This is a genomic window from Billgrantia bachuensis, from assembly GCF_011742165.1.
Taxonomy (GTDB): domain Bacteria; phylum Pseudomonadota; class Gammaproteobacteria; order Pseudomonadales; family Halomonadaceae; genus Halomonas; species Halomonas bachuensis.
The window spans coordinates 1-26,184 of the sequence record NZ_JAAQTO010000028.1; the positions used below are offsets into that span (position 1 = coordinate 1).

A 26,184-nucleotide genomic window follows, 5' to 3' on the forward strand; every position below is an offset into this window, starting at 1 on the left:
ATCGTCATTACCCTGTCGTTCTTTCTGATGCATCTGGCACCGGGGGGACCGTTCGACGGCGAGCGCCAACTGCCGGCCGAGATCGAGGCCAACCTGCGCGCGGCCTACCACCTCGACCAGCCTGTATGGCGGCAGTATCTGATCTATCTGGGCAACCTGCTGCAGGGGGATTTCGGCCCTTCCTTCCGCTACAAGGACTTCACCGTCACCGAACTGATCGCCCAGGGTTTTCCGGTCAGTCTCGAGCTGGGCCTGTGGGCCATTGTCCTGGCCATCGCACTGGGGCTTCCGCTCGGCATCGTGGCGGCGCTACGGCGCAATACCGGCGTCGACTACCTGGTGATGGGCACGGCGCTGGCCGGGGTCGCCATTCCCAACTTCGTCATTGCGCCGATCCTGGCCCTGGTCTTCGGCGTGCTGCTGGCGTGGCTGCCGGTGGGCGGCTGGAACGATGGCCACTGGCGCAACATGGTGCTGCCGGTGGTGGCGCTGTCGATCCAGCAGATCGCCTATATCGCCCGCATGACCCGGGCCAGCATGATCGAAGTGCTGGGTAGCCACTTCATACGCACCGCCCGCGCCAAGGGCCTGTCGGAGCGCGAAGTGATCTGGCGCCACGCGCTGCGCCCTTCCCTGTTGCCGGTGGTCTCCTACCTGGGGCCGGCCATCGCCGGGATCATTACCGGCTCGGTGGTGATCGAGCAGATCTTCGGCATTCCCGGCATCGGGCGCTACTTCGTCCAGGCCGCGCTGAATCGCGACTACACCCTGGTGATGGGCACGGTGGTGTTCTACGGCATCCTGATCGTGCTGCTCAACCTGATCGTCGACCTCCTCTATTCCGCCCTCGACCCGCAGATCCGCTATGACGACTGAACATACGACGACCCACCCGGGCGCCGGCGACCTGCCGGTGGGCGACAGCCTGGGACGCGACGCCTGGCGCCGCCTCAAGCAGAACCACGCCGCCATGGTCAGCCTGGTGCTGCTGACCCTCATCGCAGTGGCCTGCCTGGCGGGCCCCTGGCTCACGCCCTGGGGGCTCAACGAGGTGGACTGGGCCGCCTTCAACGCACCGCCCAGCCTCGCCGACGGCCATTACGCAGGGACCGACGCCAACGGCCGCGACCTGCTCACGCGGACGCTCTTCGGCGGCCAGATCTCGCTCTCGGTGGCCGTGGTGGCCACCTTCGTCTCACTGGTGATCGGCGTGATCTATGGCGCCGTAGCCGGCTATCTCGGGGGGCGCGTCGACAACCTGATGATGCGCTTCGTCGACATCATGTATTCGCTGCCGTTCATGTTCCTGGTGATCCTGCTGATGGTGGTGTTCGGCCGAAACATCCTGCTGATCTATGCCGCTATCGGCGCCGTCGAGTGGCTCGATATGTCACGCATCGTGCGCGGCCAGACCCTGGCGCTCAAGCGGCGCGAGTTCGTCGAGGCAGCCCGCGCCCTGGGCGTTCGGTCGCGCACCATCGTCATGCGCCACCTGATTCCCAATACGCTGGGGCCGGTGATCGTCTATGTCACGCTCACCGTGCCCAAGGTGATCCTGCTGGAGAGCTTCCTGTCGTTCCTGGGGCTCGGCGTACAGGAGCCAATGACCAGTTGGGGCGTGCTGATCAGCGAGGGCGTGGACATGATGCAGAGCGCCCCCTGGATGCTGCTGGTGCCGTCGATCTTCCTCGCTGTCACCCTGCTGTGCCTGAATTTCCTCGGCGACGGGCTGCGCGACGCCCTCGACCCACGCACCCGCTAACGGAGGCCTGCATGTCTCAGCCACTACTGGAACTCGATCGCCTGCAGGTCGACTTCGAACTGCCCCATGGCCGGGTGCCCGCGGTCAAGGAGGTCAGCTTCTCGCTCCATGAAGGCGAGACTCTGGCGCTGGTGGGCGAATCCGGCTCGGGGAAGTCGGTCTCCTCCACCGCCATCCTGCGTCTGCTGCCGGAATTCGCCTCGACCCGGGGCGCCATCCACTGGCACGGCAGCCAGGGCAGGGAGGAGCTGCTCGGCGCCACGCTAAAGCGCATGCGCCGGATTCGCGGCAACGAGATCTCGATGATCTTCCAGGAGCCCATGACCTCGCTGAACCCGCTGCAGCGCATCGGCCGCCAGGTACGCGAGGTACTCGACAAGCACACCACGCTGCGCGGCCAGGCGGCGAAGCGGCGTGTAATAGAGCTGTTCGAGCAGGTCGGCATTCCCGAGCCGGAGCGGCGCGCAGCGAGCTACCCGCACGAACTCTCCGGCGGCCAGCGCCAGCGTGTGATGATCGCCATGGCGCTGGCCTGCGAGCCGCGGCTGCTGATTGCCGATGAACCCACCACGGCGCTGGACGTTACCGTCCAGGCGCAGATCCTGACGCTGCTCAAGGACCTGCAGCGCCAGTACGGCATGGCCATCCTGTTCATCACTCACGACCTGGGCATCGTCCGGCACTTCGCCGACCGCGTCTGCGTGATGCGCGATGGCGAAGTGGTCGAAAGCGCTCCGACACGGGAACTGTTCGCCTCGCCCCGGCATGACTACACGCGCATGCTGATCGACGCCGAACCCCATGGGCGCAAGGCGCCGGTGCCGAAGACTGCCCCGGTGATCATGCAGGCGCACGACCTCAAGGTGCGCTTCGCCATCAAGAAGCGCCTGTTCCGACCCAGCGACTATTTCGAGGCCGTGCGCGGCATCGATCTGACCATTCGCCAAGGCCAGACGGTCGGCATCGTCGGCGAGTCGGGCTCCGGCAAGTCGACGCTGGGCCGTGCGCTGCTACGGCTGCTGGCGAGTTCGGGTGACGTCTGCTTCGAGGATACCGACCTGACCCACCTCGACAGCGGCACGCTACGCCCGCTGCGCTCGCGCATGCAGCTGGTGTTTCAGGACCCGTTCGGCTCGCTCTCGCCGCGCCTGACCGTGGGCGAGATCGTCAGCGAAGGCCTGCGCGTCCATTACCCGGAACTGACCCGCCGGCAGCGCATCGAGCGCGTAATCGAGGCGCTGCAGGAGGTCTCGCTGGACCCCGCCACGCGACAACGCTACCCCCACGAATTCTCCGGCGGCCAGCGCCAGCGCATCGCCATTGCCCGGGCACTTGTGCTCAAGCCGCGTTTCCTGTTGTTGGACGAACCCACCTCGGCGCTGGACCGTTCGGTGCAAGCGACGGTGATCGAGCTGCTGCGCACCCTGCAACACAAGCACGACCTGACCTACCTGTTCATCAGCCACGATCTCGCCGTGGTGCACGCGCTGGCCGACACCGTGCTGGTGATGAAGGAGGGCCGCGTGGTCGAACAGGGCGAGACCGACGCACTATTCCGCTCGCCCCGCGAAACCTATACCCGCGAGCTGATACGCGCGGCCTTTCTCGACCAGGCGGCGTAGGAAAGATGCAAAGCAACAGGCCCGGCATGCGCCGGGCCTGGGAAGTACTAACCACAGAGGGCTTCGATACGATCAGAAGCGGTAGGTCAGCTGAGCGCCGAAGCCATGGGCTTCGTTCTTGTAGTCGGAAGCATAAGTGGAGGTCACCGGCGGCGTACCAGAGAAGCTGTCGGTGCGCTCCTGCTCGACCTGGGTGCCGCGCTCGGTCAGGTAGGAGTATGCGAAGTCCACAGTCAGGTTCTCGGTAGGCGTCCAGCCGGCACCGATGGAGAAGATCCGCCGGTCGTCGGAGGGAATCCGCACGCTGCGATACTGATCGCTCGTCGGTGTAAAATCGAGTGTCACACCGGCACGCAGCGCCAATTGAGGATTGAGCTGGTATTCGCCACCTACGCCATAAGCCCAGGCATTGGAGTAATTCTGTACCTCGCGGGTGATCTCGGGAATGCTCTCGCCTTCGATCAGGATCTGGTCGAACCGGCTCCAGCGGGTCCAGGAGGCGCCCAGCATCAGTTTGAGCCTGTCGCTCATTTGCTGAGTCACGGAGAAATTGACGGTTTCGGGTGTCGTCAGGTCGAGCGAGGCGTTGTCCGTGACTTCTACGCCGACATCCTGTGCGACGGCGCGGAAGTCCCCCGTTAGGTTGTAATCAACCTTGGAGCGATAGGTTAGGCCAAGGGTAGTTTCCGGCACTGGTTGGAAGATGACCCCGAGATTGTAGCCCCAACCATCATCGTCACCCTCGACGCGGGAGTCCGCTTCGGTATACACCGGCGCACCAGGCGCCCCGCCTATCAACACCGGGACCTGACGATGCAATTCACCTTCGACACGGTTGTAGGTAATACCCGCCCCGACCGACCACTGCTCATTGAAGCGGTAGGACACGGTAGGCTGAGCGCTCATTACCTTCAACTCGGTGTAGTTGCCCAGGTTGCGCCCCAGGAACCCGTCTTCGTAGTCGGTCTTGGAACCGAAGGGGGCATATACACCAAAACCGAAGGCAAGTCGGTCGTTGACGGGATGGGCATAGAAGGCGAAGGGAATTAGCGTGCCGGGCACCATGTCTCCGTCGGTCGTGCCCGAAACAGGCACCCCCACTCCTCCTGTCAAGACGCTACTGCGAGTCGCTTCGGCATTGCTGATCTCGCTATTGACGTTCAGATAGGTCCCGCCCGCGGTCAACTGAGCGCGGTCGAGGAAGGACATGCCCGCCGGGTTGCCGAAAACGATGGTCGCGTCGTTGATGTTGGAGCTCCGACCCGCGTGGCCATAGCCCTGGCCGCTGACGCTCTGTTCGTTGATCTGATAACCGCCGGCGTTGGCCTGGCTGGCGAAGGCGGCGGCCGCGATGGCCACGGCCCAGGTGATCTTGTTGAACTTGTTCTGCATGTCTCGACGTCCTCTTCCAGATGCGAGCTGGAGCTGGTTATTTGTTCCGCCCTCCCCGGAGCGGTGCCCTACCTGGTCAGTTTTCGCCAAACATCCGTTCGGTTCAAGGCCAAACGTTCGTTTTAATGCGAGATTTACTAATACTTTAGTTTCAATCTGCCCTAAGTCATTGAACTTTTTCATTGTGCAATGCAGCATCTCTCACTCACGGACCCCGCTAGACGCATTGACCCGCTAGGCAGGCATAGAGGTAGCACCTGCTAAGCTGAAGAACATATGGCAGAAGGAGAGAAAGCCATGCCCAGACTCAACGGCGTACTGGAGACCGCGCTCTACGTCGACGACATGGATCGGGCGCGGGTCTTCTTCGAAGGTGTGATGGGGCTCGAGCCCTTCAATGCCGACCATCGCTTCACTGCCTACGATGTCGGCGCCGGCTCGGTGCTGCTTTTGTTCCTGCAGGGCGAGACGCTGGAAACCGTGGTGCTGCCCAATGAGATGGGTACCATACCGCCCCACGATGGCAAGGGACGAGTGCACGTTGCCTTTGCCATTGCCAAGCCAGAGCTCGCCGCCTGGGTGCGTCAACTCGACGACCACGGCATCGCCATCGAAGGCCGCACCCACTGGCCCCGTGGCGGCGAGAGTCTCTATTTCCGTGACCCCGACGGACACTTGATCGAGCTGGCAACTCCAGGCGTCTGGCCCAACTACTGACAGAGCTATGCCCGTCACATTGCCGAGCGCAGCCACTTTTCAGCTCACGCCCATGTAGCGGCCGGGCTTGTGGTTAAGGGCAACGATCAGGTTGAGCGCCACGGCGCCCAGCACCGATAGCCCGACTCGCTCGGGCGGCAGCACCAGGAAGGCGACCAGCATGATCAGCCCATCGATGCCGAGCTGCACGTAGCCGGCACGCAGGCCGTAGCGCCCCTGCAGGTAGAGCGCGAGGATGTTGATGCCGCCGAGGCTGGTGCGGTGACGAAACAGCACCAGCATGCCGATGCCGATCAGGCTGCCGCCCATCAGCGAGGCGTAGAGCGGATTGAGGCTATCGAAAGCGACCCACTGGCCGGTCAGCTCCGAGAACAGCGACACCAGGGCGATGGCACCGAAGGTGCGCAGCGTGAACGACCAGCCCATGCGCTTCACCGCCAGGTAGTAGAACGGAAGGTTGATCAGGAAGAACCACACGCCGAAGCGCCAGCCCGTGGCGTACTGCAGCAGGAAGGCCATGCCGGCGGTACTGCCGGTCAGCAGCAGCGCCTGAGTATAGAAGCTCACCCCGAGCGCGACGAACAGTGTGCCCACCAGCATGGCCATCACGTCCTCGTAAGGGCGATGGGGGTCGGTGGGGAGGTCTTGTGGATCCATGCGGAATACCTTGCAACTGGCAGGCGATGTTCGATTGGCCGCACCGGCCGGGCTTGTAGGTCGACCGCTGGGTAGGAAGCCGGATTCTAACGGGGTCGAGGGCTCGTCACCTTGACTCAGCTCAGCCGCAGGTATCGCGGCCGCCCCGGCGATCAGCGACCAATCGGCTCGGCATACTCCACCATCAACTGCAGCGACTCCTGCCCCCGCCAGCGATTGCGATTCAGCCGGTAGGCACAGCGCAGCCTATCTCCCAGGGCGAAGGCCGGCAGCTCGCCGGGCGTGAGGGCACGAAACCAGATCGCCTTGAGACTCGTCGGCCCGGTGGAAAGAAGCATGGAGAGGTGAGTACCGTCGGCACCGACGGAGCGCATCGACTCGACCAGGAACTCCCCCTCGAACAGCGGCGCATCGAATTCTCGACCGTAGGGGCCCAGTGCCTCGAGTTCGCCCAGCGTGGCCAACTGGAACTGCTCGGGCGAAAGCGTCCCGTCGGTCAGCACGTGGGGAAACAGCTCGACCCCGTTCAACTGCTCGCCCACCGCCTGCAGGAAAGCCGCTCGGAAGGTCTCCAACTGATCGACCGGCACGCCAACCCCGGCCGCGCCACGATGACCGCCAAAGCGCGGCAGCGCCTCCGGGGCGAGGTCAAAGGTGCGCTGCAGCGCCTCGCGCAGGTGCAGCGCCTCGATGGAACGCCCCGAGCCGGTGAGCATACCGGGAGCCGCCGCCGGTGTCAGAACCAGCGCGGGACGGCCATAGGCCTGTACCAGGCGCGAAGCGACGATGCCCTGCACGCCCGGGTGACCGCTGTCGAGGAACACGACGAGTGCCGGCTGATCGGACTCGAGTTGCGGCAAGGCCAACGCACGGGCTTCCTCCACCATCTCCGCCTCGATCGCCTTGCGTGACTGATTGTCGTCATCGAGTGTCTGCAAGTGGCGTATCGCCGTGGCATCATCGGCTGCCAGCATGAAATGCAGCGCCGCGTAGGGATCGTCGAGGCGTGAGCGAGCGTTGATGCGCGGCCCCATCTGGAAGGCCAGGGTCTCGGCGGAGAACGGCACGCTGTCCTCACCCAGACGTGCCGCCATGGAGCGCCAGCAGGCGGCCTCCATGCGATTGATCAGCGCCAGGCCGTGGCTGACCACGGCGCGGTTGGCCGGGCTCGCTCCCAGTGACACGCAATCGGCCACGGTGCCCAGCGCCACGTAGGAGAGCCAGGCGGAGAGCTTGGGCGTGGCCTCGGGCAATGCGCCCCATTCGACCAGCACGCTGCGCGCCAGCGACATCGTAAGCCACGCCACCATGCAACCGGCAATGGTGCGGTCGGGGTAGCCGCAGTCGTCTCGCGTCGGGTTGACGGTGGCATAGGCCGAGGCCGGCGGCCCTTCTATCGGCAGTGCATGGTGGTCACTTACCACCACGTCGATGCCCGCCGCCTTGAGCCGGGCAATACGCGGCTCATCGGAGCTGCCGCAGTCAGCGGTAATCACCAGGCTCGGCCTCGGCGTCAGCTTCAGCGTACGCTCGACCAGCGGCAGGCTGATACCGTAGCCGTCATGGATGCGGTGACCAATCAGGCTGTGCAAGCGCGATTCCGGCACGCCAAACAGTTCCACCAGGGTACGCCGAATGACCACGTGGGAAGTGATGCCGTCGACATCGTAGTCGGTGAGGATGCCGATATGCTCACCATCCACCACGGCCTGAGCAATACGCTCGGCGGCACGACGGCCGTCGGCCAGGCGCTCCGGGTGTTCGAGGTAGCGCAGGCTGGGCTGGGTCAGCGGTGCCAACTCGCCCTCGTAGCCGGCCAAGCGGCCAGCCAGTACGCGGGCCTGCAGCTCGGTCAGCCCCTCGGCGAGAGCGCGGGCATAGAGTGCCTCGTTGCGTGGGCGCAGCAGCAGCCTTGGCTTGAGGCGGGCGTGCAGGTCGGGCGGCGCGGTCACGTCCAAGCGTGGCTCCTGTTACATGAGGGGGGGGGTTGCGGCCAACTTACGGAGATTGCGGCGCGGCTTCTCGAGCTGGCCTCGATGCGGGGGCGCCGGGCATCGCCCACCGCTCGGGCTAGCCCGCGGCAGGTCGACGAGGAGGCGCTGTGAACCCATCCCTGGGCGCTACCGATGCCATCCCTGGCATCGGACCCCCTCAGCGACCTGCCCCCGGCGCCGCTCATCTTGGCGCTCCCAGTCTCGTTCCAAATTACTCCGCGGGAGCGAATTCCAGCAGCACATCCCCCTGGCCTACCGTATCGCCGGCGTTGAAGTGGAAGCTTTCCACGTGGCCGTCGGCGGGGGCGGTCATGGTGTGTTCCATCTTCATGGCTTCCATGACCATCAGCGGCATGCCTTTCTCCACCTTCTGACCGGCTTCCACCAGCAGCGCGACCACGGTGCCGTGCATCGGCGCGGTGAGGGTCGATTCGGCTTCGTGGTGGCCGTGGTCGATGGCGTCGATACGGCGCCAGAACAGACGGGTTTCGCCACGCGGATCGACCATGACGACGACGCTACCGTTGCGCCGGGCCTGCAGCCGGCGGCGGTGGCCGTTGAGGGTAACGGCCACGGCGTCGCCTTCCAGATGCTGCAGGCGGGCGGTGAGGGTCTCGCCGCCGATGGTCAGGTCCCATGGGTCCGCGCCGCTGGCCCGGGTGCCTTCCACGACCACCACGCTCGCTTCGTCCTGCACATGGGCCGGGTCGCAAAGCGAGATGCGGATGGTGTGCGGGGCGTTGAGGCGGAAGCCGTCGTGGCGGTCCCAAGGGGAGTCGCTCTCGCACTCGCGGGCAAGCTGGTTGAGGCCGATCAGGGCGGCGCCGGCGTACTCCTCGGTGGTGTACTGTTTGGGCGCGAACAGGGTAGCTTCGTTCTTCTCGATGAAGCGGGTATCCAGCTCGCAGGCCTTGAACGCGGGGTGCGTGGCCAGCCGCTGCAGGAAGGCGCGGTTGGTCACCACGCCCTGCACGTCCAGCGCGGCGAGCGCGCGGTTGAGGGTGGAGAGCGCCTGGTCGCGGTCGTCGCCGTGGACGATCAACTTGGCGAGCATGGGGTCGTAGTGCATCGAGACCGCGTCGCCGGTTTCCACGCCGCTGTCCAGGCGCACCTGGCGCGGGTCGAGTCCGGCGCCCTTGAGGTCCATGGCGAAACGCTCGAGCTTGCCGGTGGCAGGCAGGAAGTCCTGCTCCGGGTCTTCGGCGTAGAGGCGCGCCTCGAAGCTGTGGCCGGTGATGGTCAGCTCCTCCTGCTTGAGCGGAAGGGCTTCACCCATGGCCACGCGCAGCTGCCACTCGACCAGGTCCTGGCCGGTGATCATCTCGGTGACGGGGTGCTCCACCTGCAGGCGTGTGTTCATCTCCATGAAGTAGAAGGAGCCATCCGCATCCAGGAGGAATTCGACGGTCCCGGCGCCCACGTAGCCGATCTCCTTGGCGGCGCGCACGGCGGCTTCGCCCATCTCGCGGCGCAGCTCGGGCGTCATGCCGGGGGCGGGGGCTTCCTCGAGCACCTTCTGGTGGCGGCGCTGCACCGAGCAGTCGCGCTCGAACAGGTAGACGCCGTTGCCATGGCGGTCGCAGAACACCTGCACTTCGACGTGGCGCGGCTGGGTCAGGTACTTCTCGATCAGCATGCGGGTGTCGCCGAAGGCGGCCTGGGATTCGCGACGGCAGCCGTCCAGGGCGGCCTGGAACTGCTCAGGGGCTTCCACCACGCGCATGCCCTTGCCGCCGCCCCCGGCACTGGCCTTGAGCAGCACCGGGTAGCCGATCTTGTCGGCCTCGGCCTTGAGCAGGGCGTCGTCCTGGTCGTCACCGTGGTAGCCCGGTACCAGCGGCACGCCGGCGTTGGCCATGCGCGCCTTGGCGGCGGACTTGTCGCCCATGGCGGCAATCGCCGAGGCAGGCGGGCCGACGAAGGTGATGCCGGCAGCATCCAGCGCCTCGACGAAGGCGCCGTTCTCGGAGAGGAAGCCGTAGCCGGGATGAATGGCGCCGGCGCCGGTGCGCTTGGCGGCTTCCACCACGGCTTCTACCTTCAGGTAGCTCTCGCGTGCGGCGGCCGGGCCCAGGCGCACGGCCTCGTCGGCTTCGCGCACGTGGCGTGCGTTGGCGTCGGCGTCGGAGTACACGGCCACGGTGCGCAGGCCCATGGCGCGGGCGGTGCGCATCACGCGGCAGGCGATCTCGCCGCGGTTGGCGACCAGCAGGGTGTCGAAGGGCGTGGTGCGGGAATCGTGGGTCTGACTCATGAGCGGCGCTCCGAGGAATTCGTGTTGTCGTCGGCCCAGGCGGGGCGGCGCTTCTCGAAGAAGCTGGTCAGGCCTTCCTGACCTTCGGCGCTCACGCGCAGCTCGCTGATCACGCGGCAGGTGTGCTCGCGGGTGGCCTTGCTGTCGGCGTCGCGAGCCACTTCGGCGAGCAGCGACTTGGTGGCGCGCTGGGCCTGGGGCGAGCCGGCCAGCAGGGTCTCGATCATTTCACTCACGGCCTCGTCGATATGATCGTGGCCGACGATCTGGTGGGCCAGGCCCAGTTCCAGCGCCTTGTCGGCGTCGATCACCTCGGCGGTGAGCGCGTAGCGGCGCATCTGACGCGAGCCCAGGGCGCGCTGCACGTAGGGGCTGATCACGGCGGGCGAGAGACCGATCTTGACCTCGGAGAGGCAGAACTTGGCCTTCTCGGAAACGATCACCACGTCGCAGCAGGCGGCCAAACCTACGGCCCCGCCGAAGGCGGCCCCCTGCACGCGGCACACGGTGGGGCAGGGCAGGGTGTCCAGGCCGTGCATCAGCTGCGAGAGCTTGCGCGAGTCGGCCAGATTGCCCTCGAAATCGTACTCCACCATGCGCTTCATCCAGTTCAGGTCGGCGCCGGCGGAGAAGCTCTTGCCCTCGGAGCCCAGCACCACCACGCGCACCTCGCCGTGGCGAGCGGCGTCGTGGAGCTTGTGGAGATGCTCGTTGAGCTCGGCGATCAGGCTGTCGTCGAAGGCGTTGTGCACCTCGGGACGGTTCAGCGTCAGCCGGGCGGCGCCGCGATCGTCGATGTTCAGGTTCGAATATGTCTGTGTGGTCATGTCACTGTCCTGATGGCTGCGAGCCCGAGGAAGAGTGCGGCTGCGCCGCTATAAGAGGGAAGAACGGCGCTGCGCGCCTTGAAGAGGGAAGAACCCCTATCTTGCCTTCCTTCTTCTGTATTCTTCACTCTTACATCTTCTCTCTTCCTTCTTACCTCTTCCTTCTCGCGCAACGCGCGGCTACATCCGGAAGACGCCGAACTTGGTTTCCTGTACTTCCGCATTCATCGCCGCGGCGAGCGACAGCCCCAGCACGTCGCGGGTCTGGGCCGGGTCGATCACGCCGTCGTCCCACAGCCGCGCGCTGGCGTAGTAGGGGTGGCCCTGGTGCTCGTACTGCTCGCGGGTGGGCTGCTTGAAGGCTTCCTCCTCCTCCTTACTCCACTCGCGGCCTTCGCGCTCGTACTGTTCGCGCTTGACCTGGGCCAGCACGCCGGCGGCCTGTTCGCCGCCCATTACCGAAATGCGCGCGTTGGGCCACATGAACAGCAGGTTGGGTTCGTAGGCGCGGCCGCACATGCCGTAGTTGCCGGCGCCGAAGCTGCCGCCGATCAGCACGGTGAACTTGGGCACCTTGGCACAGGCCACGGCGGTGACGAGCTTGGCGCCGTGCTTGGCGATGCCTTCGTGCTCGTACTTGGAGCCGACCATGAAGCCGGTGATGTTCTGCAGGAACACCAGCGGGATCTTGCGCTGGGCGCACAGTTCGATGAAGTGGGCACCCTTCACCGCGGATTCGGAGAACAGCACACCGTTGTTGGCGACGATACCCACCGGGTAGCCGTGGATGTGGGCGAAGCCGGTGACCAGGGTGTCGCCGTAGTAGCGCTTGAATTCGTCGAAGTCGGAGTCGTCGACGATACGGCCGATCACCTCGCGCACGTCGAACGGCTTCTTGAGGTCGGTGCCGACGATGCCGTAGATCTCGCTGGGGTCCAGCCGCGGGGGCTTGGGCTCCTGCATCTTGAGCTGGCCGCGCTTCTGCCAGTTCAGCCGCGACACACAGGCGCGGGCGAGCTGGAGGGCGTGGGCGTCGTTCTCGGCGTAGTGGTCGGCCACGCCACTCTTCTTGGCGTGCACGTCGGCGCCGCCCAGGTCCTCGGCGCTGATGCTCTCGCCGGTAGCGGCCTTCACCAGCGGCGGGCCGCCGAGGAAAATGGTGCCCTGCTGCTTGACGATGATCGACTCGTCGGCCATGGCTGGCACGTAGGCGCCGCCCGCGGTGCACGAGCCCATCACCACGGCGATCTGCGGGATGCCTTCGGCTGAGAGGGTGGCCTGGTTGTAGAAGATGCGCCCGAAGTGGTCGCGGTCGGGGAACACTTCGTCCTGGCGGGGCAGGAAGGCACCGCCGGAGTCGACCAGGTAGATGCACGGCAGGCGATGCTTGCGGGCGATCTCCTGGGCGCGGATGTGCTTCTTCACCGTGAGCGGGTAGTAGGTGCCGCCCTTGACGGTGGCGTCGTTGGCGACGATCACGCACTCCACGCCACTCACACGGCCGATGCCGGTGACTACGCCGGCGGCGGGTACGTCGCTTTCGTATACCTCATGGGCGGCCAGCGCCGAGAACTCGAGGAAGGGCGAGCCTTCGTCGATCAAGTGGTCGATGCGGTCGCGCACGAACAGCTTGCCGCGGGATTCGTGCCGGGTGCGGGCCTTCTCGCCGCCGCCCTGGCTGATCGCCGCGGTCAGCTCGCGCAGTTTCATCACCTCGTGGCGCATGGCCTTTTCGTTGGCCTGGAAGCCGTCGCTGCGCGGGTTGACCTGGGTGTTCAAAATCGCCATCGGGGCTCCCCTTACTTGGACTCGTTGAAGAGTTCGCGGCCGATCAGCATACGGCGGATTTCACTGGTGCCGGCGCCGATCTCGTACAGCTTGGCGTCGCGCAGCAGGCGCCCGGTGGGGTACTCGTTGATATAGCCGTTGCCACCGAGCAGTTGGATGGCGTCCAGCGCCACCTGGGTGGCCTTCTCAGCGCAGTAGAGGATCACGCCGGCGGCGTCCTTCCGGGAGGTCTGGCCGCGATCGCAACCGGCCGCCACGGCATAGAGATAGGCGCGGCAGGCGTTCAGCGTGGTGTACATGTCGGCGATCTTTCCTTGTACCAGCTGGAACTCGCCGATTGACTGGTCGAACTGCTTGCGCTCGTGGATGTAGGGCACCACGACATCCATGGCGGCCTGCATGATACCGATGGGGCCGGCGGCGAGCACGGTGCGCTCGTAGTCCAGGCCGCTCATCAGCACGCGCACGCCTTTGCCTTCCTCGCCCAGCACGTTCTCGATCGGCACTTCGCAGTCCTGGAATACCAGCTCGCAGGTGTTGGAGCCGCGCATGCCGAGCTTGTCGAGCTTCTGGGCGGTGGAAAAGCCCTTGAAGTCCTTCTCGATGATGAAGGCGGTGATGCCCTTGGAGCCGGCTTCCGGGTCGGTCTTGGCGTAGACCACCAGCACGTCGGCGTCGGGGCCGTTGGTGATCCACATCTTGTTGCCGTTGAGCACGTAGTGGTCGCCTTCGCGACGCGCACGCAGCTTCATCGAGACCACATCGGAACCGGCGCCCGGCTCGGACATGGCCAGCGCGCCAACGTGTTCGCCGCTGATCAGCTTGGGCAGGTACTTGGCTTTCTGTTCGGCACTAGCGTTGATCTTGAGCTGGTTCACGCACAGGTTGGAGTGCGCGCCGTAGGAGAGACCCACTGAGGCGCTGGCGCGGGAGATTTCCTCCATGGCGATGCAGTGCGCCAGGTAGCCCATGCCGCTACCGCCATCCTCTTCCGGCACGGTGATGCCGAGCAGGCCCATGTCGCCGAACTTGCGCCACAGATCGTTGGGGAACTCATTCTTCTCGTCGATCTCGGCGGCGCGCGGGGCGATCTCGTCGCGGGCGAAGGCATTCACATGGTCGCGCAGCATGTTGAGTTCGTCATCGAGGCCGAAGTCGAGGGGCTTGTAGGACGTGAACATGGCGGCGGAACTCCCTAGTGTCAGTGGTAGACCAGCTGTCTGGTGATGCGGGCCGCGCAGGCGCAACCCGCAGTGCTATTTACGAATGGTACTAGACTAGGCGAGGTTTACGTTAACGTAAAGTGCAGCTTCCGGGGGTGCGACGAATGTCGAAGATGGAGAGCGGGAAGGGACGTAGAACAGGGGCTAAAGGGAAGCGTGGCAGAAGGTTGGGATGGGCGCCACCGGTCGGTATGGCCGGTGGCGCAGCGCCAGGCTCAGCTTGACTCAGCCCAGCCACATGGCGAGCTGGTGGTAGATGGGGATGCCCACGATCACGTTCAGCGGGAAGGTAAAGCCGAGCGAGGCCAGCATCGCCAGGCCGATGTTGGCCTGGGGAATGGCGGTGCGCATGGCGGCCGGGGCGGCAATGTACGAGGCGCTGGCAGCGAGGGCGGTGAGGATCATCAGCGAGCCGGTCGGCAGGCCCAGCAGCAGCCCGACCGCGAGACCGGCCATGGCCAGCGCGAACGGCGCTGCCAGGGCGAAGGTAAGCAGGCGCCAATGGAACCAGGGAATCGGGCGCAGGGTTTCCGCCGCGGTCAGGCCCATCTGCAGCAGGAACAGGGCCAGCACGGCATGGAAGGCGCCGGTGAGCAGGTCGGTGACGTTGGCGCCTTCGGCAGGGCCGTACATGGCGCCGATCACCGCGCCGCCGGCCAGCAGGATCACGCCGCGGTTGGTCAACGTCTCGTGCCAGATGCCTTGCAGCGCTTCGCTGGAGTCCTTGCCCGAGTGGCGGCGAAACAGCGCGATGGCGACCATGATCGCCGGTAGCTCCATCATCACCAAGTAGAGGGTGACCTCGGCGCCGATGGGCAGGGCGCGGCTTTCGGCGAAGGCCAGCGCCACGGCAAAGGTGCCGGCGCTGACCGAGCCGTAGTGGGCGGCAATGCTGGCGCTATCGGCCGGCGATAGCCGTACCAGGCGACGCAACACCGGCATCAGGGCCAGCGGGATCAGCCCGCCCAGGGCGGCTACGGCGAGCAGTTCGGGTATCAGCGACCAGCTGAGGTTGCCGTACAGGGACATGCCACCCTTGAGGCCGATGGTCAGCATCAGCAGCAGGCTCAGGGTGTCGTAGGCGGCCTTGGGAATGGTGAGATCGGATTTCACGACGCCGGCGAGCAGGCCGAGCAGGAAGAACATCACGACGATGTCGGGCATGGGCTCTCTTCTTCTGGAACGCAATGGCAAGGTAGTCGCGGATTGTGAGGAATGCCTGGTATTGATTCCAATTGAATGTCATGACAATTAGTATAGATATTTATCTATGAAAGCTGTTTCGGAGCTGCGCCGTGAACGTACGCCATCTGACGTTTCGCCTGCTGCAGGTGTATGTTGCCGTGGTGCGAACGGGCTCGGTCAGCGAGGCCGCACGGCAGCTTCACCTGACCCAGCCCACCGTTTCCCAGCAGCTCAAGCGGCTGGTCGAAGCAGTAGGGGAACCGCTGCTGCAAAGCGGCCATGGGCGATTGACCACAACGCAAGCAGGCCAGGAACTCTACCGCGCCAGCCGCGAGGTGCTGGGCCGCTTCGACGACTTCCAGGATTACCTCACCGCACTGCGCGGCGGCGAGCGGGGGCGCTTCAGCATCGCCCTGGTCAATACCGCCCAGTACGTCCTGCCGCGCCTGCTCGGCCCCTACAGCCAGGCCTTCCCCGATGTCGACGTGACCCTGCACATCGGCAACCGCCGCCAGATGCTCACGCGCTTCGAGCGCCAGGACGACGATCTCTACGTGTTCAGCCACCCGCCCTCGCTGGCCCATGCCCTGGCCGGCCGCTTCCTGCGCAACCCCCTGGTGGTGGTCGCGCCACAGGGGCACCCCCTGGCGGATCGCGACCGTATCGCCATGAGGGAGCTGCTTGGGGAACGCTTGCTGCTGCGCGAACCGGGCTCGGCGACGCGCATGATGTTCGAGGGCTGGCTCCAGGAGCATGGCCTGTCGCTGGGCCCCACGCTGCAGATGGCCAGCAACGAGGCGATTCGTGTCGGCGTGGCGGCCGGGCTGGGCCTGGCCGTGCTATCCGAGCACGTGCTGCCACCGGAACACCCCGATATCGCGATCCTCCCAGTGACCGATTTCCCCATCGAGAGCCACTGGCAGTTCATCGTGCGCCGCGACCGCCGCCTGCCCCATGCCGCGCTGGGATTCCTGCGCTTCGCCTCGGAGCATCTCGACGAGTGCGTGGAGCCGCGCTTCGTGGCCAATGAGTTGGAGGTGATGCTGGGGCGGCGGTTGGAAGACTCCTCATGAAGGTCTCAGGCAGCTTGATCCTGCGACTGGCGACGATGACGCAGCGTCTTCCACAGCTGCGAGAGCAGCACCACGGCCAGCAGAGCGATGATGCCCAGCGAGATGGGGCGGGTGAACAGCACCGTCCAGTCGTTCTGGGCAATCAGCATGGTCAAGCGGAAGTTCTGCTCCGCCATGGGGCCCAGCAGCACCCCCAGCACCACGGGCGCCAGCGGGAAACCAAGCCGGTTCAGCAGGTAGCCGGCCAGGCCGAAGGCCAGCATCACGTAGAGATCCGTGACGTTGCCGTTCACGGTGTACACGCCCACCGCCATCAGCACCAGGGTGGTGGGCACCAGCAGCGCGGAGGGCATGCGCAGCACCTGGGCGAACAGGCGCGTCGCCACCATGCCGCCGAGCAGCAGCAACAGCATGGCCGTCAGCAGCATCTGCCACATGAAGCCGAATGCCACGTCGGGGGAGCGGGTGAACAGCTGCGGACCGGGTTGCAGCCCATGGATCATCAGTGCGCCCAGCACCAGTGCCGCAACCAGGTTGCCGGGAATGCCCAGCGTCAGCGAGGGGATCATGGCTGCCGCGTTGTCGGCGCTGTTGCCGGACTCCGCCGCGGCGACGCCGACCGGATTGCCGCTGCCGAAGGTCTCGGGGTCCGGCGCCTTGCGCTTGGCCTCGTTGTAGCTGAGCAGGGCGGCCAGGTTGCCGCCGGCGCCCGGCAGGATGCCCACGGCCACACCGATCAGCGAAGAGCGGCTCCAGGTACGCCAGTGGCGGCGCAGCAGGCCCAGGCTGCCACCGCTCGGCTTGGCGCGAAAACTGTCGCTGTTGAAGTAGGATTCGTTGCGCTTTTCCGCCATCTCGAGCACGGGCGGCACGGCATACAGCCCGATCAGTACGATGAGTAGCTCGAAACCGCCTGACAGATAGAGCGAATCGAAAGTGAAGCGCTCTTCCCCGCTGATGGTATCGATACCCACCAGGCCGATGATGACGCCGAGCAGGGCGCTGAGCATGCCCTTGCTGACATCCTGGCCCACCAGCACGGCGATGCTGACGAGGCCGAATACGGCCACCCAGAAGTACTCCGCCGGGCCGAACGCCAGGGTTACCTTGGCCAGCATGGGGGCCAGCGTCATCAGGGCCAGGGCGCTGACGATACCGCCGATGGCGGACGACCAGCAAGCCGTCTTCAGGGCCAGCCCGCCTTCGCCCTTGCGTGTCATCGGGTAGCCGTCGAAGGTGGTGGCGATGGCAGCGGGCGTGCCGGGAATGTTGAGCAGGATGGCGGGAATGGCGCCGCCGTACATGGAGCCGTTGTAGATCCCGGCGACTAGCCCCAGGGCAATGATGGGGTCGAAGCCGTAGGTCAGCGGCAGCATCAGGGCAATGGCCATGACCGGATTCAAGCCGGGCAGCGCACCGATCAGGATACCGATCAGCGTGCCGACGAACAGGCTGATCAGCGAGCCGAGCTGCAGGGCCACCGGGAGCGCATTCAGGAGCGATTCGAACATGAGCTGGACCCTATCTAGGAGGCGAGGAAGAACTCGACGGGAAGGGGGCGCTTGAGCACCACGGCGAACAGGGCGTACAGCAGCGTGATGAAGCCCAGGGTAATGCCCGCCACCACGGCGGGGCGCCGCTCTCCCAGCAGCACGGCCAGCAGCGTGATGAACAGGGCGCTGGTGGTATAGAAGCCGACGATCGGCAGGGCCGTGTAGTACACCAGACAGCAGCCCAGGGTTGTGGTGAAGCGCGGCGCGTGATCGACCAGGGCGGGAGCCGGGTGGGGCGTCGTGTGGCGGCCGGCGGCGGTCGTGGTTCGCGCGGCCAGCACGCTCTTCATGCCTCGCCAGATCAGGGGCAGGGAGAACGCGCCCATCAGGGTGCCGACCCCGATGGGAACGTAGGCGGCATCGGCAAAGAAGCCCTTCCCCATCCAGACGGTGGTGACGCCAATGATGAGGAAGGCAATGCCAGAGAAGAGATCTCTGTAGTTCATGGTCTTATCGATGCCTTTGCCGGTCACTGTTGCTTGAGGCCGAGGTTTTCCAGGGTCTCGCCGATGGCCTGGGTTTCCTGTTTCAGGCGTTCGCGCAGTTCTTCACCACGAACCAGGTTGAGGGTTTCGCCCTGGGCGGCGAGGAATTCCTGGAACTCCGGGTGCTCCACGGCGCGGGCCACGGCATCGGCGACCGCTTCGGCGCGCTCTTCCTCCATGCCTTCGGGGCCCAGCATCATGCGCCAGAGCACGGTCTCGAGCTCGGGATGGCCCAAGGCGGCGAGTCCGGATGCCTGGGGCAAGGCTTCGTTGTCATCGGCAGAGGTGACCAGCAGGCACTTGGCCTGGCCTTCCTCGACATAGGGCAGCACCGGCGTGATGGAGCCGCCGTAGATGTCGACGTGGCCGCCGAGGAAGTTCTGCAGGGTCTCGCCGGCACCGCCGAAGGGAATCGGGCGGGCGGTGATGTCGTAGGCTTCGAAGATCCGCTCCGCCGCCAGGCGCATGGTGCCGCCGACGCCATCGTTGCCATAGGTATACTTGCCGGGGTTGGCTTGCAGCTCGGCAAGGAACTCCTCGCCGCTCTCGGCGGGGAAGTCGGGCGCGACGCAGAGGGTATAGGCGCTCTGCGAGGTGCTGGTAATGGGGGTCAGCGTCTCGTAGGAGTACTGCACACGCTGCATGTGCGGCACCGTGGTGATGGGGCTGTTCCAGGTGGAAAGCAGGGTATAGCCATCGGGGCGCGCGCGGGAGAACTGGTTGACGCCGATGGCGCCGCCGCCGCCCGCCACGTTGAGCACGGCGACGGGCTGGCCCAGTTCCTCCTCGAGGTACTGGTTGAGCATGCGCGCCACGTTATCGGTGCCGCCGCCTGCGGGTGCCGGCACGATGAGCTCGATGGGGCGGTCCGGATAATCGGCCATGGCCGGGGTGAAGGCAAGGGCCGATACGGTGGCGGTGGTGAGGAGCAGCGTGGTTTTCATTTGTCGTACCTGTTGTTGGAGTCGTTGGGACATGGGGCGGGCATCGAGGCCCGCTTCAGGCGTTTTGCTCGCCAAGGGTGACGCGATAGCGGAAACGCTCGGGTCGGCCATGCACGAGTCGATACTCGATGACGCGGCCCACGGGGTTGCGCGCGATGCGCTCGATGACGGCAACCGGCGAATTGGCAGGCAGTTCCAGGTGCCTGGCGCTTGCCTGGGTGGCGGTGCCGAACGAAAGCTCATCCGTCGCTGACGTGATGAGAATCCCGAACTCCTGAAGGAAGACGGGGTAGAGCAGCGGTCCCATGTCCTTGGGATCGAGCGCCAGCAGCCCTTCGAAATCGGGCAGGCGCAGGTAAACCTCCTCGAACAGCATCGGTTCGCCGGACCACAGGCGAACGCGCTCGAGCTTGATGCAGCGCGTCGCGTCCGGCTCGCCGAAGGCCAGTCGGACCTCGGCGGGCGTTTCGACTTCCTCACGGCTGAGAATGCGGCTCTCTGGAATCATGGAGCCGTCGGGATCGTCGGCATCGTGCACATGGAAGAAGCGGAACAGGTCGGCGCGAAACGCCGGCTGCTTGACGAAGGTGCCGGTGCCGCGGCGACGCTCCAGCAGGCCTTCGTCCACGAGCTGCTTCAGCGCCATGCGCATGGTGGCCAGCGCCACGCCGTACTCTTCGGCCAGGCGGTTCTCCGAGGGGATCGTGTCGCCCGGCGACCACTCCCCATTGGCGATCCGCGACGCCAACTGGTCGCGCAGCCGGGCATAGAGGGGAAGGCGCCCGTCGGCTTGGGGCATGCGCAGTGCACACATGGGTTCGTTCTCCTGGATTCGCTGCCTTGTTGCTGTCACTAAAGACCAGTGTATACTTCTAGTCAACCAGTTCTCTAGAGAACTAGACTTAAGTCTAGGCAAGGCACCCTCGAGTATTCAGCAAAGGGCCAGGCGATGGGGAAGCCGGGTGAGGAAACCAGGATGAGGAAACCAAGGTGGGAGCCAAAGTGAAGCAAGGATTCGACTGTCACGCCCATGTCTATCCGCAGGTGGATGAGATCGAGGGCTCCAACTATCGTCCGTCGCGGCCGGCGCCCTTGCATGAGTGGCAGGCACATCTGGAGGCATGCGAGCTTCGCGGTGGCGTGCTGGTGCAGCCGAGCTTCCTCGGCCACGTCAATCGTGAGCTTTTGCTTATCCTCGGCGAACTGGGGGGAAACTACCGCGGAGTGGTCCAGCTTCCCAAGGAGGCCAGCTTGACCGAGATGCGCCAGCTCGATGCGGCCGGCATCGTCGGCGTGCGCTGGAACCTGATCGAACGGCGCCGCGAACTTCCTGACCTGGATGATCCGCAATGGATCGATTTCCTCGACCGGCTGAAGGCGCTGGACTGGCACCTGGAGCTGCACCTCGAGGGAGATCGCCTGCCCGAACTCTTCCCCGCGCTGCACGAGCATGGCGTCACCCTGGTGATCGATCACCTGGGTCTGCCCGTCGAGGCCGATCCTGGCGCCGATGCCGGTTTCCGCCTGTTGCTGAAAGCCGGCCGGTACGGCCACACCTGGGTCAAGCTGTCGGCACCTTATCGCTCCCCGGTGCGCGACCTGCGCCCCCATGTGCGCGAGTTGCTGAGCGAGCTGGGGCGCGAGCGGCTGGTGTGGGGCAGCGACTGGCCCTGGACCCGCCATGAGGGCAAGCATAGCTACCGGGACACCTTCGACTGGCTGGCCGGTTGGATCGGCGATGAAGACGACCGTCGTTATATCCTGGAGGAATCGCCACAAGCTCTCTTTCGGTTGGGCGACGTTACCTGACTGGGGAAGGACCGAATGATAGAGAGGGCCCCGCCGCTCAGTGCGAGCGGCTGGGGCCTGGGGTTTTGGGTAGCCGTCAGGCGAAGGCGTCGTGACGCCGTCCTGCCGTGGCCAACCAGCCCGCAAGGTGGAGACTCAGGTCGCGGGCATCGTCGTCGGCGCCGTGAATGGCGCCCGACTTGCGCCGACGCATGAAGGGCAGGCCCATGGCGTAGAGGCCTGGCGCCACTATGCCGCCCTCGTGCCGCAGGCGTCTGCGGGCATCGAATACCGGTGCGTCCAGCCAACTGAAGTCTGGCTTAAAGCCGGTGGCCCACAGCACCGTGCGGATTTCGCCGCTGGCGAGGTCGAGCCCGAGGCAGGGCCGCTGCGGTACCCGCGTAGGGGGCAGGCGTTCCGGGGCGGGCAGGGCGTCGTGCCAGCCGTGGGTGATGGCCCAGGCATCCAGGTTCTCGAGCAGCCGCCCCAGCTTGAGGTCCGCCGCCGTGGCGTGCATGGCAAGCGAGCCTGAAAACTGCAGCTGGGTGCCGGCCAGGCCTGCCAGACGACCGACCAGACGAACGCCGCGCTCGCTCAGAGCGTTGAGGTCCAGGTCCTGCGGCTCGACGCTGCCCAGCAGCTGCGGCGAGGGCTGGCGCCGGGCGCGGGCCAGGTCGTCCACCTCGTCGAAGCGCTGGTCGAGCATTCCCGCTCGTTCCAGCCACCACTGGATGTCACGGCCGCGGTAGCGCCGCGGCAAGCGCAGGTGTTGCCCCACGGCAAGCGTCACGGGGCGGCCGCTGCGCTGGATCTCGTCGGCCAGCTGCACGCCGGTGGCCGAGGCGCCCACCACCAGTACGCCGCCCGGCGGCAACTGCTCCGGGCGACGATACGCATGGGGCGTAAGGCTTTCGATCCAGGGCGGTAGGGCCTCGGCCATGGCGGGCACGACGGGAAGCTGGCAGGCGCCGGTGGCGATCACTACCGCCCGGCAGTGCCAATTGCCCCGGTTGGTCACTACCCGGTAGCCGCCATCAGAGGGCCATACCGCTTTCACCTCGGTGCCCGTATGCAGCGGGGCCGAGAGGCCCCGTGCATAGCGGTCGAGCAAGGCGACCAGTTCCGGCACGCCCATGAAGCCTTCCGGATCCGGTCCGCCGTAGGCCTGGTCGGGCAGCCGCGTCTGCCAGTTGGGCGTGAGCAGGCGCAGCGAGTCCCAGCGTTCATTGCGCCAAGCATTGGCCACTTCGCCGCGCTCCAGGATCACATGGTCGATGCCACGTCGCGCCAGATGGTGGCTCATGGCGAGCCCGGCGTGTCCCGCGCCGATGACCACGGTGGTCACGGCCTTCATTACTTCACCTCGACCTTCACGTGGGTGGGGTTGGTGAGCAGGTCGTAGACCGCCGAGCGCTTCTGCGACTGGGCCACCAGTGCCTCGATGTCGGCGCGGCTGGCATCGGCGTCGATCTCGAACATCACGCGGATGTCGTCGAAGCCGTTGCGGACGTCGGGGTCCATACCGAGGATGCCCTGGATGTCCATGCCGCCTTCCACCATGGCCTTGACCGAGTGCAGCTGAATGCCGCGATGCTGGGCCACGGCGGCGACGCCGGCGGTGAGGCAGGCGGCCAGGCCGACCAGCACGTACTCCACCGGGGTGGGGCCGTGATCCTCGGAAGCGAACACCTCGGGGTGGTCCGCCTCGAAGGTGAAGCGTGAGCGGTGCTGCTGCGCTTCGCCCAGGCCATGGAAGTCCTCGACGGCGATGCGGCTGTGGGTGCCACGGACCCAGTCGCAGTGAGCGCGCCAGGTGAAGCGCGCGGCGGCGGGGGCCTGGGCCAGCGCCTCGCGGGCGCCCAGCAGGGCGGTGACGTTGACACCGTTGTCGATCGGTTGGGTGGCGGTGTGCATCTTACTCTCCTCGTCGTCTTGTTTTATCTCGTCAGGGGTTGACCGTCAGCGGTCAACGGCGAGATTCGGCGGGCGAGGTGTAAGCCAGCGTGGGAGAGGGCGTGGTTTTTCAGATGAGTGGTGTGGAATCCACCACGGGGGCGATGCGCTGAAAGGCCCAGACGTGGGTGACCGGCATGCCGGCCTGATGCTGGGCCAGGCGTACCGATTCGGCATCCGGGGCCTGGTAGAGGCAGAGCATGCGCTGCCGGTCGAGCGAGAAAATAGTACGCACGAAGCGCACCTGATGATTGTCCAGACACGCGGATCCGGCCTCTTCCAGGGCCTGGATCGCCTCGAAGGTCACCGCCGCGGCGAAGCGGCGCTCCACCATGACGTTGGCAGCCGCCAGGTCCGTGATACCCAGGCTGGGGGCGTCGTGCACGCTGCCGCCCCACAACGAGCTGATGTCGGCGCCGGCCTGGCGCAGGCCGATGCGTGCCGATTCCACGTCGGGGGCCTGGAAATGGCAGACCAGACGGCGTCCATCCCGTGCCAGCAAGCTCTCCTGCCATTCAATCCGATGCAGGTGGAAGCAGGGCTGGGCCGCCTCGCTCAGCGAGCGAACCAGTTGCGATTCGAGGGGGCGGTCGAAGCCGCGCTCCAGGATGACGTCGATCATGCCTCATCCTCGGCTGCGGGCTGGGCCAGAAGCGCTTGCCAGCGTCGTCGGGCCCAGCCGGCGACGGGCTCCCGTGCCAGTGCTTCGGCGGCCTGGGCATGTTGATGCCGGCCGGCCGTGTCGCCAAGGCGTCGGGCGCACTCGGCCAGCAGTGCATGGGCCAGCAACTGCTCGCTGCGACGCTCCAGCACCCGGGCGTGCTCCAGGGCTTCGGTGGCGCGATGCTTGGCGCTTTCAGCTCTCATGCGGGCAAGGTCGAGCCGGGCCGCCTGTAGCAGCAGAACGGCCAGGCGATGGCGGGCGTCGGCGTGGCGCAGGGTGACGAGAGCGACGCCGAAGGGGCCGGGGTCGTCTTCCAGGGCGTAGTGGCACAAGGCTTCGGCAGCGGCGGCATAGGGGGCCTCGCTGCCGTCGCGCAAGCGTTTGCCGAGTTCGCGCAACTGGGCGCAACGATCACGGGCCGGGGCGTATTCGTCACGCTCGAAGTCCATCAGCAGCAGTGTCTCCTGGGCCTGGAATTCGCCCAGCTTGTCGCCCATGGCCTTGCACAGGGTGCGGGCTTCCTTGAAGTAGGATTCCGCTTGATCGAAGCGATCCTCATGCAGGCTGAGCAGGCCCTGGGCCAGAGGAATGGCGGGATGGCCGATATTGTGCTGGATGGCCAGTTCAAGAGCCTGGGCCAGCAGCTCGGCCGCCTGGTGCAGGTCGCGCTCGAGCATGGCCAGGCAGCGGGCGGTTTCGGCCATGGCAATCACCTGCTCACGTCTTTCGCCGCAGCGGGTCGCGCGTTCCGCCTGCAGGGTCTGCTCATGGGCGTCGCTCCACTGACCGTGGGCCCAGCGAATATGGCTGGCCAACTGGTAGCCGAGCCGCGCATGGGCCAGGGCGCCATGCTCCAGGGCTTGCTCGGCAAGCGCGACCACTTCGCCGGCACCGGCCTCCCAATCCGCCAAGGGCGCGGCACTGTAGAGAAGGTCATGGAGCTCGAGGGCCAGGCATACGCGCCGGGTACCGGTCATGTCGTCGATCAGCGCCAAGCCTCGCTGGGCAAAGTGTTGGGCTTCTTGGTTGGCGAAGATACGCAGGCAGAAACGGCCGGCTTCGACCAGTGCCCGAGCGGCCAGTTCGATGTCGCCGCTGGCGTGGGCGTGGTGGGCCAGGCTGCTGGCCTGGTGCATGTCGTTGAGAGGCCCTTCGGCCAGCCATTCGGCAACGCGACGATGCATGGCCTGGCGCCTAAACGGGGAAATTGCCTCATACAGCTCGGTAGCCACTTCGCTGCGTGTGAAGCGCAGCCCCTGGGGGCCGGTGGTGAGCCACTGGTGCCGTTCGGCCACTTCCAGGGCCATGCCGATACGGTTGGTGTCGAGCCCCGAGACCCGACCCAGAGTGGCGGGGTCGAGCTCGGGAGCCAGCAGCGCCGCCCAGCGCATCACTTCGAGGGTATCGCCCTCCAGCACCGAGGGGCGTTCATTGTCGGTTGGGCGTGGCGGTATCGCCGTGTGGGTACTTGGCTCCAGCGGGCCTTGAGCGAGCTTGGGTTCGCGCCAAGCACGCAGCAACTGGCCGTTGAGCGGCAGGCCCGCCTCGCGAATGAGTCGCGTACCCAGCTGCAGCTGTCGTTCGGCTTCTCGCGGCCGGTGCAGGGCCAGCAGCAGACGCACCAGCCAGGCGCGTGCCGCCTCGTCGAAGGGGGCGAGGCGCACCCAGGCATGGGCGTGGGGCAAGGCGCGTTCCGGTTTATCGGCGAGTCGCCCGACCAGCGTCGTCAGCAGGTTCGTCTGGGCGCGCATGGCAGCTTCCCGCTCGGTCAGGCACCAGGCGTGGAAGTCGGGAAACCTGTCCAGCTCCAGGCCTTCCAGGAAGGGGCCGCGGTACCGACAAGCGGCATACTCGAGCACTTCGATGTCGGCCGTCGCCAAGCCCTCTTGGCATAGCGCATGCAGGTCGATCACGTCGATGTCGATGTCCGTGGTATCCAGGCTCACGCCCAGCCGGTCCGCCTTTAATCTGCTCCTGTCTGCATCGTTGACCAGGCGGCGCAGCTTCGACAGGCTCCAGCGCAGCGAGCCGCGCGGGTCGTCGGGCAATTCCCACAGCAGATCGCACAGGTGTTCACGACTCAGGGGGCGGGAGTGGCGGGCCAGATAGGCGAGCAGCGCACGGGTTTTCCTTGAGGGCGGCAGCGCCAATACCTGCCCGTCCCGAATCACTTCGAGATCGCCGAGCAGGTTGAGGGCCAGCGCATTCATGTCAGGACCCTATGGGAGAACGCTAGCAGTATAGTTCGCGATCGTACCGGGCCGTCCGACCATTTTTTTACTTCTTTGGCAGGAAAACCACGC

General features: G+C 65.9%; 22 protein-coding genes. 6 read left to right on the top strand and 16 right to left on the bottom strand.

Going from position 1 to position 26,184, the window contains the following annotated elements:
• The 3 genes from oppB to HBJ55_RS10710 all read left to right on the top strand — a co-directional run.
• The coding region (gene oppB / locus HBJ55_RS10700) for an oligopeptide ABC transporter permease OppB (protein ID WP_167114130.1) at window positions 1-876 on the top strand (876 nt) is incomplete at its 5' end.
• On the top strand, window positions 866-1,762 hold the full coding sequence (locus HBJ55_RS10705) for an ABC transporter permease (protein WP_167114133.1): 897 nt from the start codon (window positions 866-868) through the stop codon (window positions 1,760-1,762). The genes oppB and HBJ55_RS10705, both read left to right, overlap by 11 nt.
• Window positions 1,763-1,773: 11 nt before the next feature.
• The gene (locus tag HBJ55_RS10710) at window positions 1,774-3,384 is read left to right on the top strand and encodes an ABC transporter ATP-binding protein (RefSeq protein WP_167114135.1); all 1,611 of its coding nucleotides are present in this window, start codon (window positions 1,774-1,776) and stop codon (window positions 3,382-3,384) included.
• A 72-nt stretch (window positions 3,385-3,456) separates the two neighbouring features.
• On the opposite strand, the gene HBJ55_RS10715 is transcribed toward HBJ55_RS10710, so the two are convergent.
• Complete coding sequence (locus HBJ55_RS10715) at window positions 3,457-4,776, bottom strand: OmpP1/FadL family transporter (protein WP_167114138.1); 1,320 nt, start codon at window positions 4,774-4,776, stop codon at window positions 3,457-3,459.
• Window positions 4,777-5,073: 297 nt separating this feature from the next.
• Here HBJ55_RS10715 and HBJ55_RS10720 point away from each other — a divergent pair, with 297 nt between their 5' ends.
• Window positions 5,074-5,493, top strand: a complete 420-nt coding sequence (locus HBJ55_RS10720) for a VOC family protein (protein WP_167114141.1) — start codon at window positions 5,074-5,076, stop codon at window positions 5,491-5,493.
• Window positions 5,494-5,532: 39 nt separating this feature from the next.
• Here the strand turns inward: HBJ55_RS10720 and HBJ55_RS10725 are convergent, their stop codons facing one another.
• The 7 genes from HBJ55_RS10725 to HBJ55_RS10755 all read right to left on the bottom strand — a co-directional run bounded on the left by HBJ55_RS10725 (window position 5,533) and on the right by HBJ55_RS10755 (window position 15,400).
• Window positions 5,533-6,150: a YitT family protein gene (locus HBJ55_RS10725; protein WP_167114144.1), complete on the bottom strand. Its 618-nt coding sequence runs from the start codon at window positions 6,148-6,150 to the stop codon at window positions 5,533-5,535.
• A 152-nt stretch (window positions 6,151-6,302) separates the two neighbouring features.
• The gene (locus HBJ55_RS10730; RefSeq protein ID WP_338072008.1) at window positions 6,303-8,102 is read right to left on the bottom strand and encodes a single-stranded-DNA-specific exonuclease RecJ; all 1,800 of its coding nucleotides are present in this window, start codon (window positions 8,100-8,102) and stop codon (window positions 6,303-6,305) included.
• 253 nt (window positions 8,103-8,355) lie between these two features.
• Window positions 8,356-10,398, bottom strand: coding sequence for an acetyl/propionyl/methylcrotonyl-CoA carboxylase subunit alpha (locus tag HBJ55_RS10735; protein WP_167114150.1), 2,043 nt, complete (start codon window positions 10,396-10,398; stop codon window positions 8,356-8,358).
• Window positions 10,395-11,225: an enoyl-CoA hydratase-related protein gene (locus HBJ55_RS10740; protein ID WP_167114153.1), complete on the bottom strand. Its 831-nt coding sequence runs from the start codon at window positions 11,223-11,225 to the stop codon at window positions 10,395-10,397. The genes HBJ55_RS10735 and HBJ55_RS10740 overlap by 4 nt, the downstream gene beginning before the upstream one ends.
• 180 nt (window positions 11,226-11,405) lie before the next feature.
• Window positions 11,406-13,013 carry a carboxyl transferase domain-containing protein gene (locus tag HBJ55_RS10745; RefSeq protein ID WP_167114157.1) on the bottom strand — a complete coding sequence of 536 codons (1,608 nt, stop codon included), beginning with the start codon at window positions 13,011-13,013 and terminating at the stop codon, window positions 11,406-11,408.
• 11 nt (window positions 13,014-13,024) lie between these two features.
• Window positions 13,025-14,194 carry an isovaleryl-CoA dehydrogenase gene (locus HBJ55_RS10750; protein WP_167114160.1) on the bottom strand — a complete coding sequence of 390 codons (1,170 nt, stop codon included), beginning with the start codon at window positions 14,192-14,194 and terminating at the stop codon, window positions 13,025-13,027.
• A 267-nt stretch (window positions 14,195-14,461) separates the two neighbouring features.
• Complete coding sequence (locus tag HBJ55_RS10755; RefSeq protein WP_167114163.1) at window positions 14,462-15,400, bottom strand: sodium-dependent bicarbonate transport family permease; 939 nt, start codon at window positions 15,398-15,400, stop codon at window positions 14,462-14,464.
• Between the two features lie 131 nt (window positions 15,401-15,531).
• Between HBJ55_RS10755 and HBJ55_RS10760 the strand changes: the two genes are divergently transcribed.
• A complete protein-coding gene (locus HBJ55_RS10760; protein WP_167114166.1) occupies window positions 15,532-16,494 on the top strand; it encodes a LysR substrate-binding domain-containing protein in 963 nt (320 codons plus the stop codon).
• Between the two features lie 5 nt (window positions 16,495-16,499).
• On the opposite strand, the gene HBJ55_RS10765 is transcribed toward HBJ55_RS10760, so the two are convergent.
• Genes HBJ55_RS10765 through HBJ55_RS10780 form a run of 4 tightly spaced genes read right to left on the bottom strand, consistent with a single transcriptional unit; the run spans window position 16,500 to window position 20,290 of the window.
• A complete protein-coding gene (locus HBJ55_RS10765; RefSeq protein WP_167114169.1) occupies window positions 16,500-18,005 on the bottom strand; it encodes a tripartite tricarboxylate transporter permease in 1,506 nt (501 codons plus the stop codon).
• Window positions 18,006-18,019: 14 nt separating this feature from the next.
• Window positions 18,020-18,493, bottom strand: coding sequence for a tripartite tricarboxylate transporter TctB family protein (locus HBJ55_RS10770; RefSeq protein WP_206022509.1), 474 nt, complete (start codon window positions 18,491-18,493; stop codon window positions 18,020-18,022).
• Between the two features lie 23 nt (window positions 18,494-18,516).
• Window positions 18,517-19,476, bottom strand: coding sequence for a Bug family tripartite tricarboxylate transporter substrate binding protein (locus HBJ55_RS10775; RefSeq protein WP_167114175.1), 960 nt, complete (start codon window positions 19,474-19,476; stop codon window positions 18,517-18,519).
• A 55-nt stretch (window positions 19,477-19,531) separates the two neighbouring features.
• Window positions 19,532-20,290, bottom strand: a complete 759-nt coding sequence (locus HBJ55_RS10780) for a GntR family transcriptional regulator (RefSeq protein ID WP_167114178.1) — start codon at window positions 20,288-20,290, stop codon at window positions 19,532-19,534.
• A gap of 176 nt (window positions 20,291-20,466) precedes the next feature.
• Between HBJ55_RS10780 and HBJ55_RS10785 the strand changes: the two genes are divergently transcribed.
• Window positions 20,467-21,285, top strand: coding sequence for an amidohydrolase family protein (locus tag HBJ55_RS10785; RefSeq protein WP_338072000.1), 819 nt, complete (start codon window positions 20,467-20,469; stop codon window positions 21,283-21,285).
• 76 nt (window positions 21,286-21,361) lie between these two features.
• Here the strand turns inward: HBJ55_RS10785 and HBJ55_RS10790 are convergent, their stop codons facing one another.
• The 4 genes from HBJ55_RS10790 to HBJ55_RS10805 form a co-directional block, all read right to left on the bottom strand.
• Window positions 21,362-22,618, bottom strand: coding sequence for an NAD(P)-binding domain-containing protein (locus tag HBJ55_RS10790; protein WP_167114181.1), 1,257 nt, complete (start codon window positions 22,616-22,618; stop codon window positions 21,362-21,364).
• A complete protein-coding gene (locus HBJ55_RS10795) occupies window positions 22,618-23,178 on the bottom strand; it encodes an OsmC family protein (RefSeq protein ID WP_167114184.1) in 561 nt (186 codons plus the stop codon). Before HBJ55_RS10795 ends, HBJ55_RS10790 begins: the two co-directional genes overlap by 1 nt.
• Window positions 23,179-23,287: 109 nt before the next feature.
• A complete protein-coding gene (locus HBJ55_RS10800) occupies window positions 23,288-23,839 on the bottom strand; it encodes a DUF4242 domain-containing protein (RefSeq protein WP_167114187.1) in 552 nt (183 codons plus the stop codon).
• Entirely contained in the window at window positions 23,836-26,091 is a 2,256-nt protein-coding gene (locus HBJ55_RS10805) for an ATP-binding protein (RefSeq protein ID WP_167114190.1), read from the bottom strand. The genes HBJ55_RS10800 and HBJ55_RS10805 overlap by 4 nt, the downstream gene beginning before the upstream one ends.
• Window positions 26,092-26,184 lie beyond the last annotated feature (93 nt).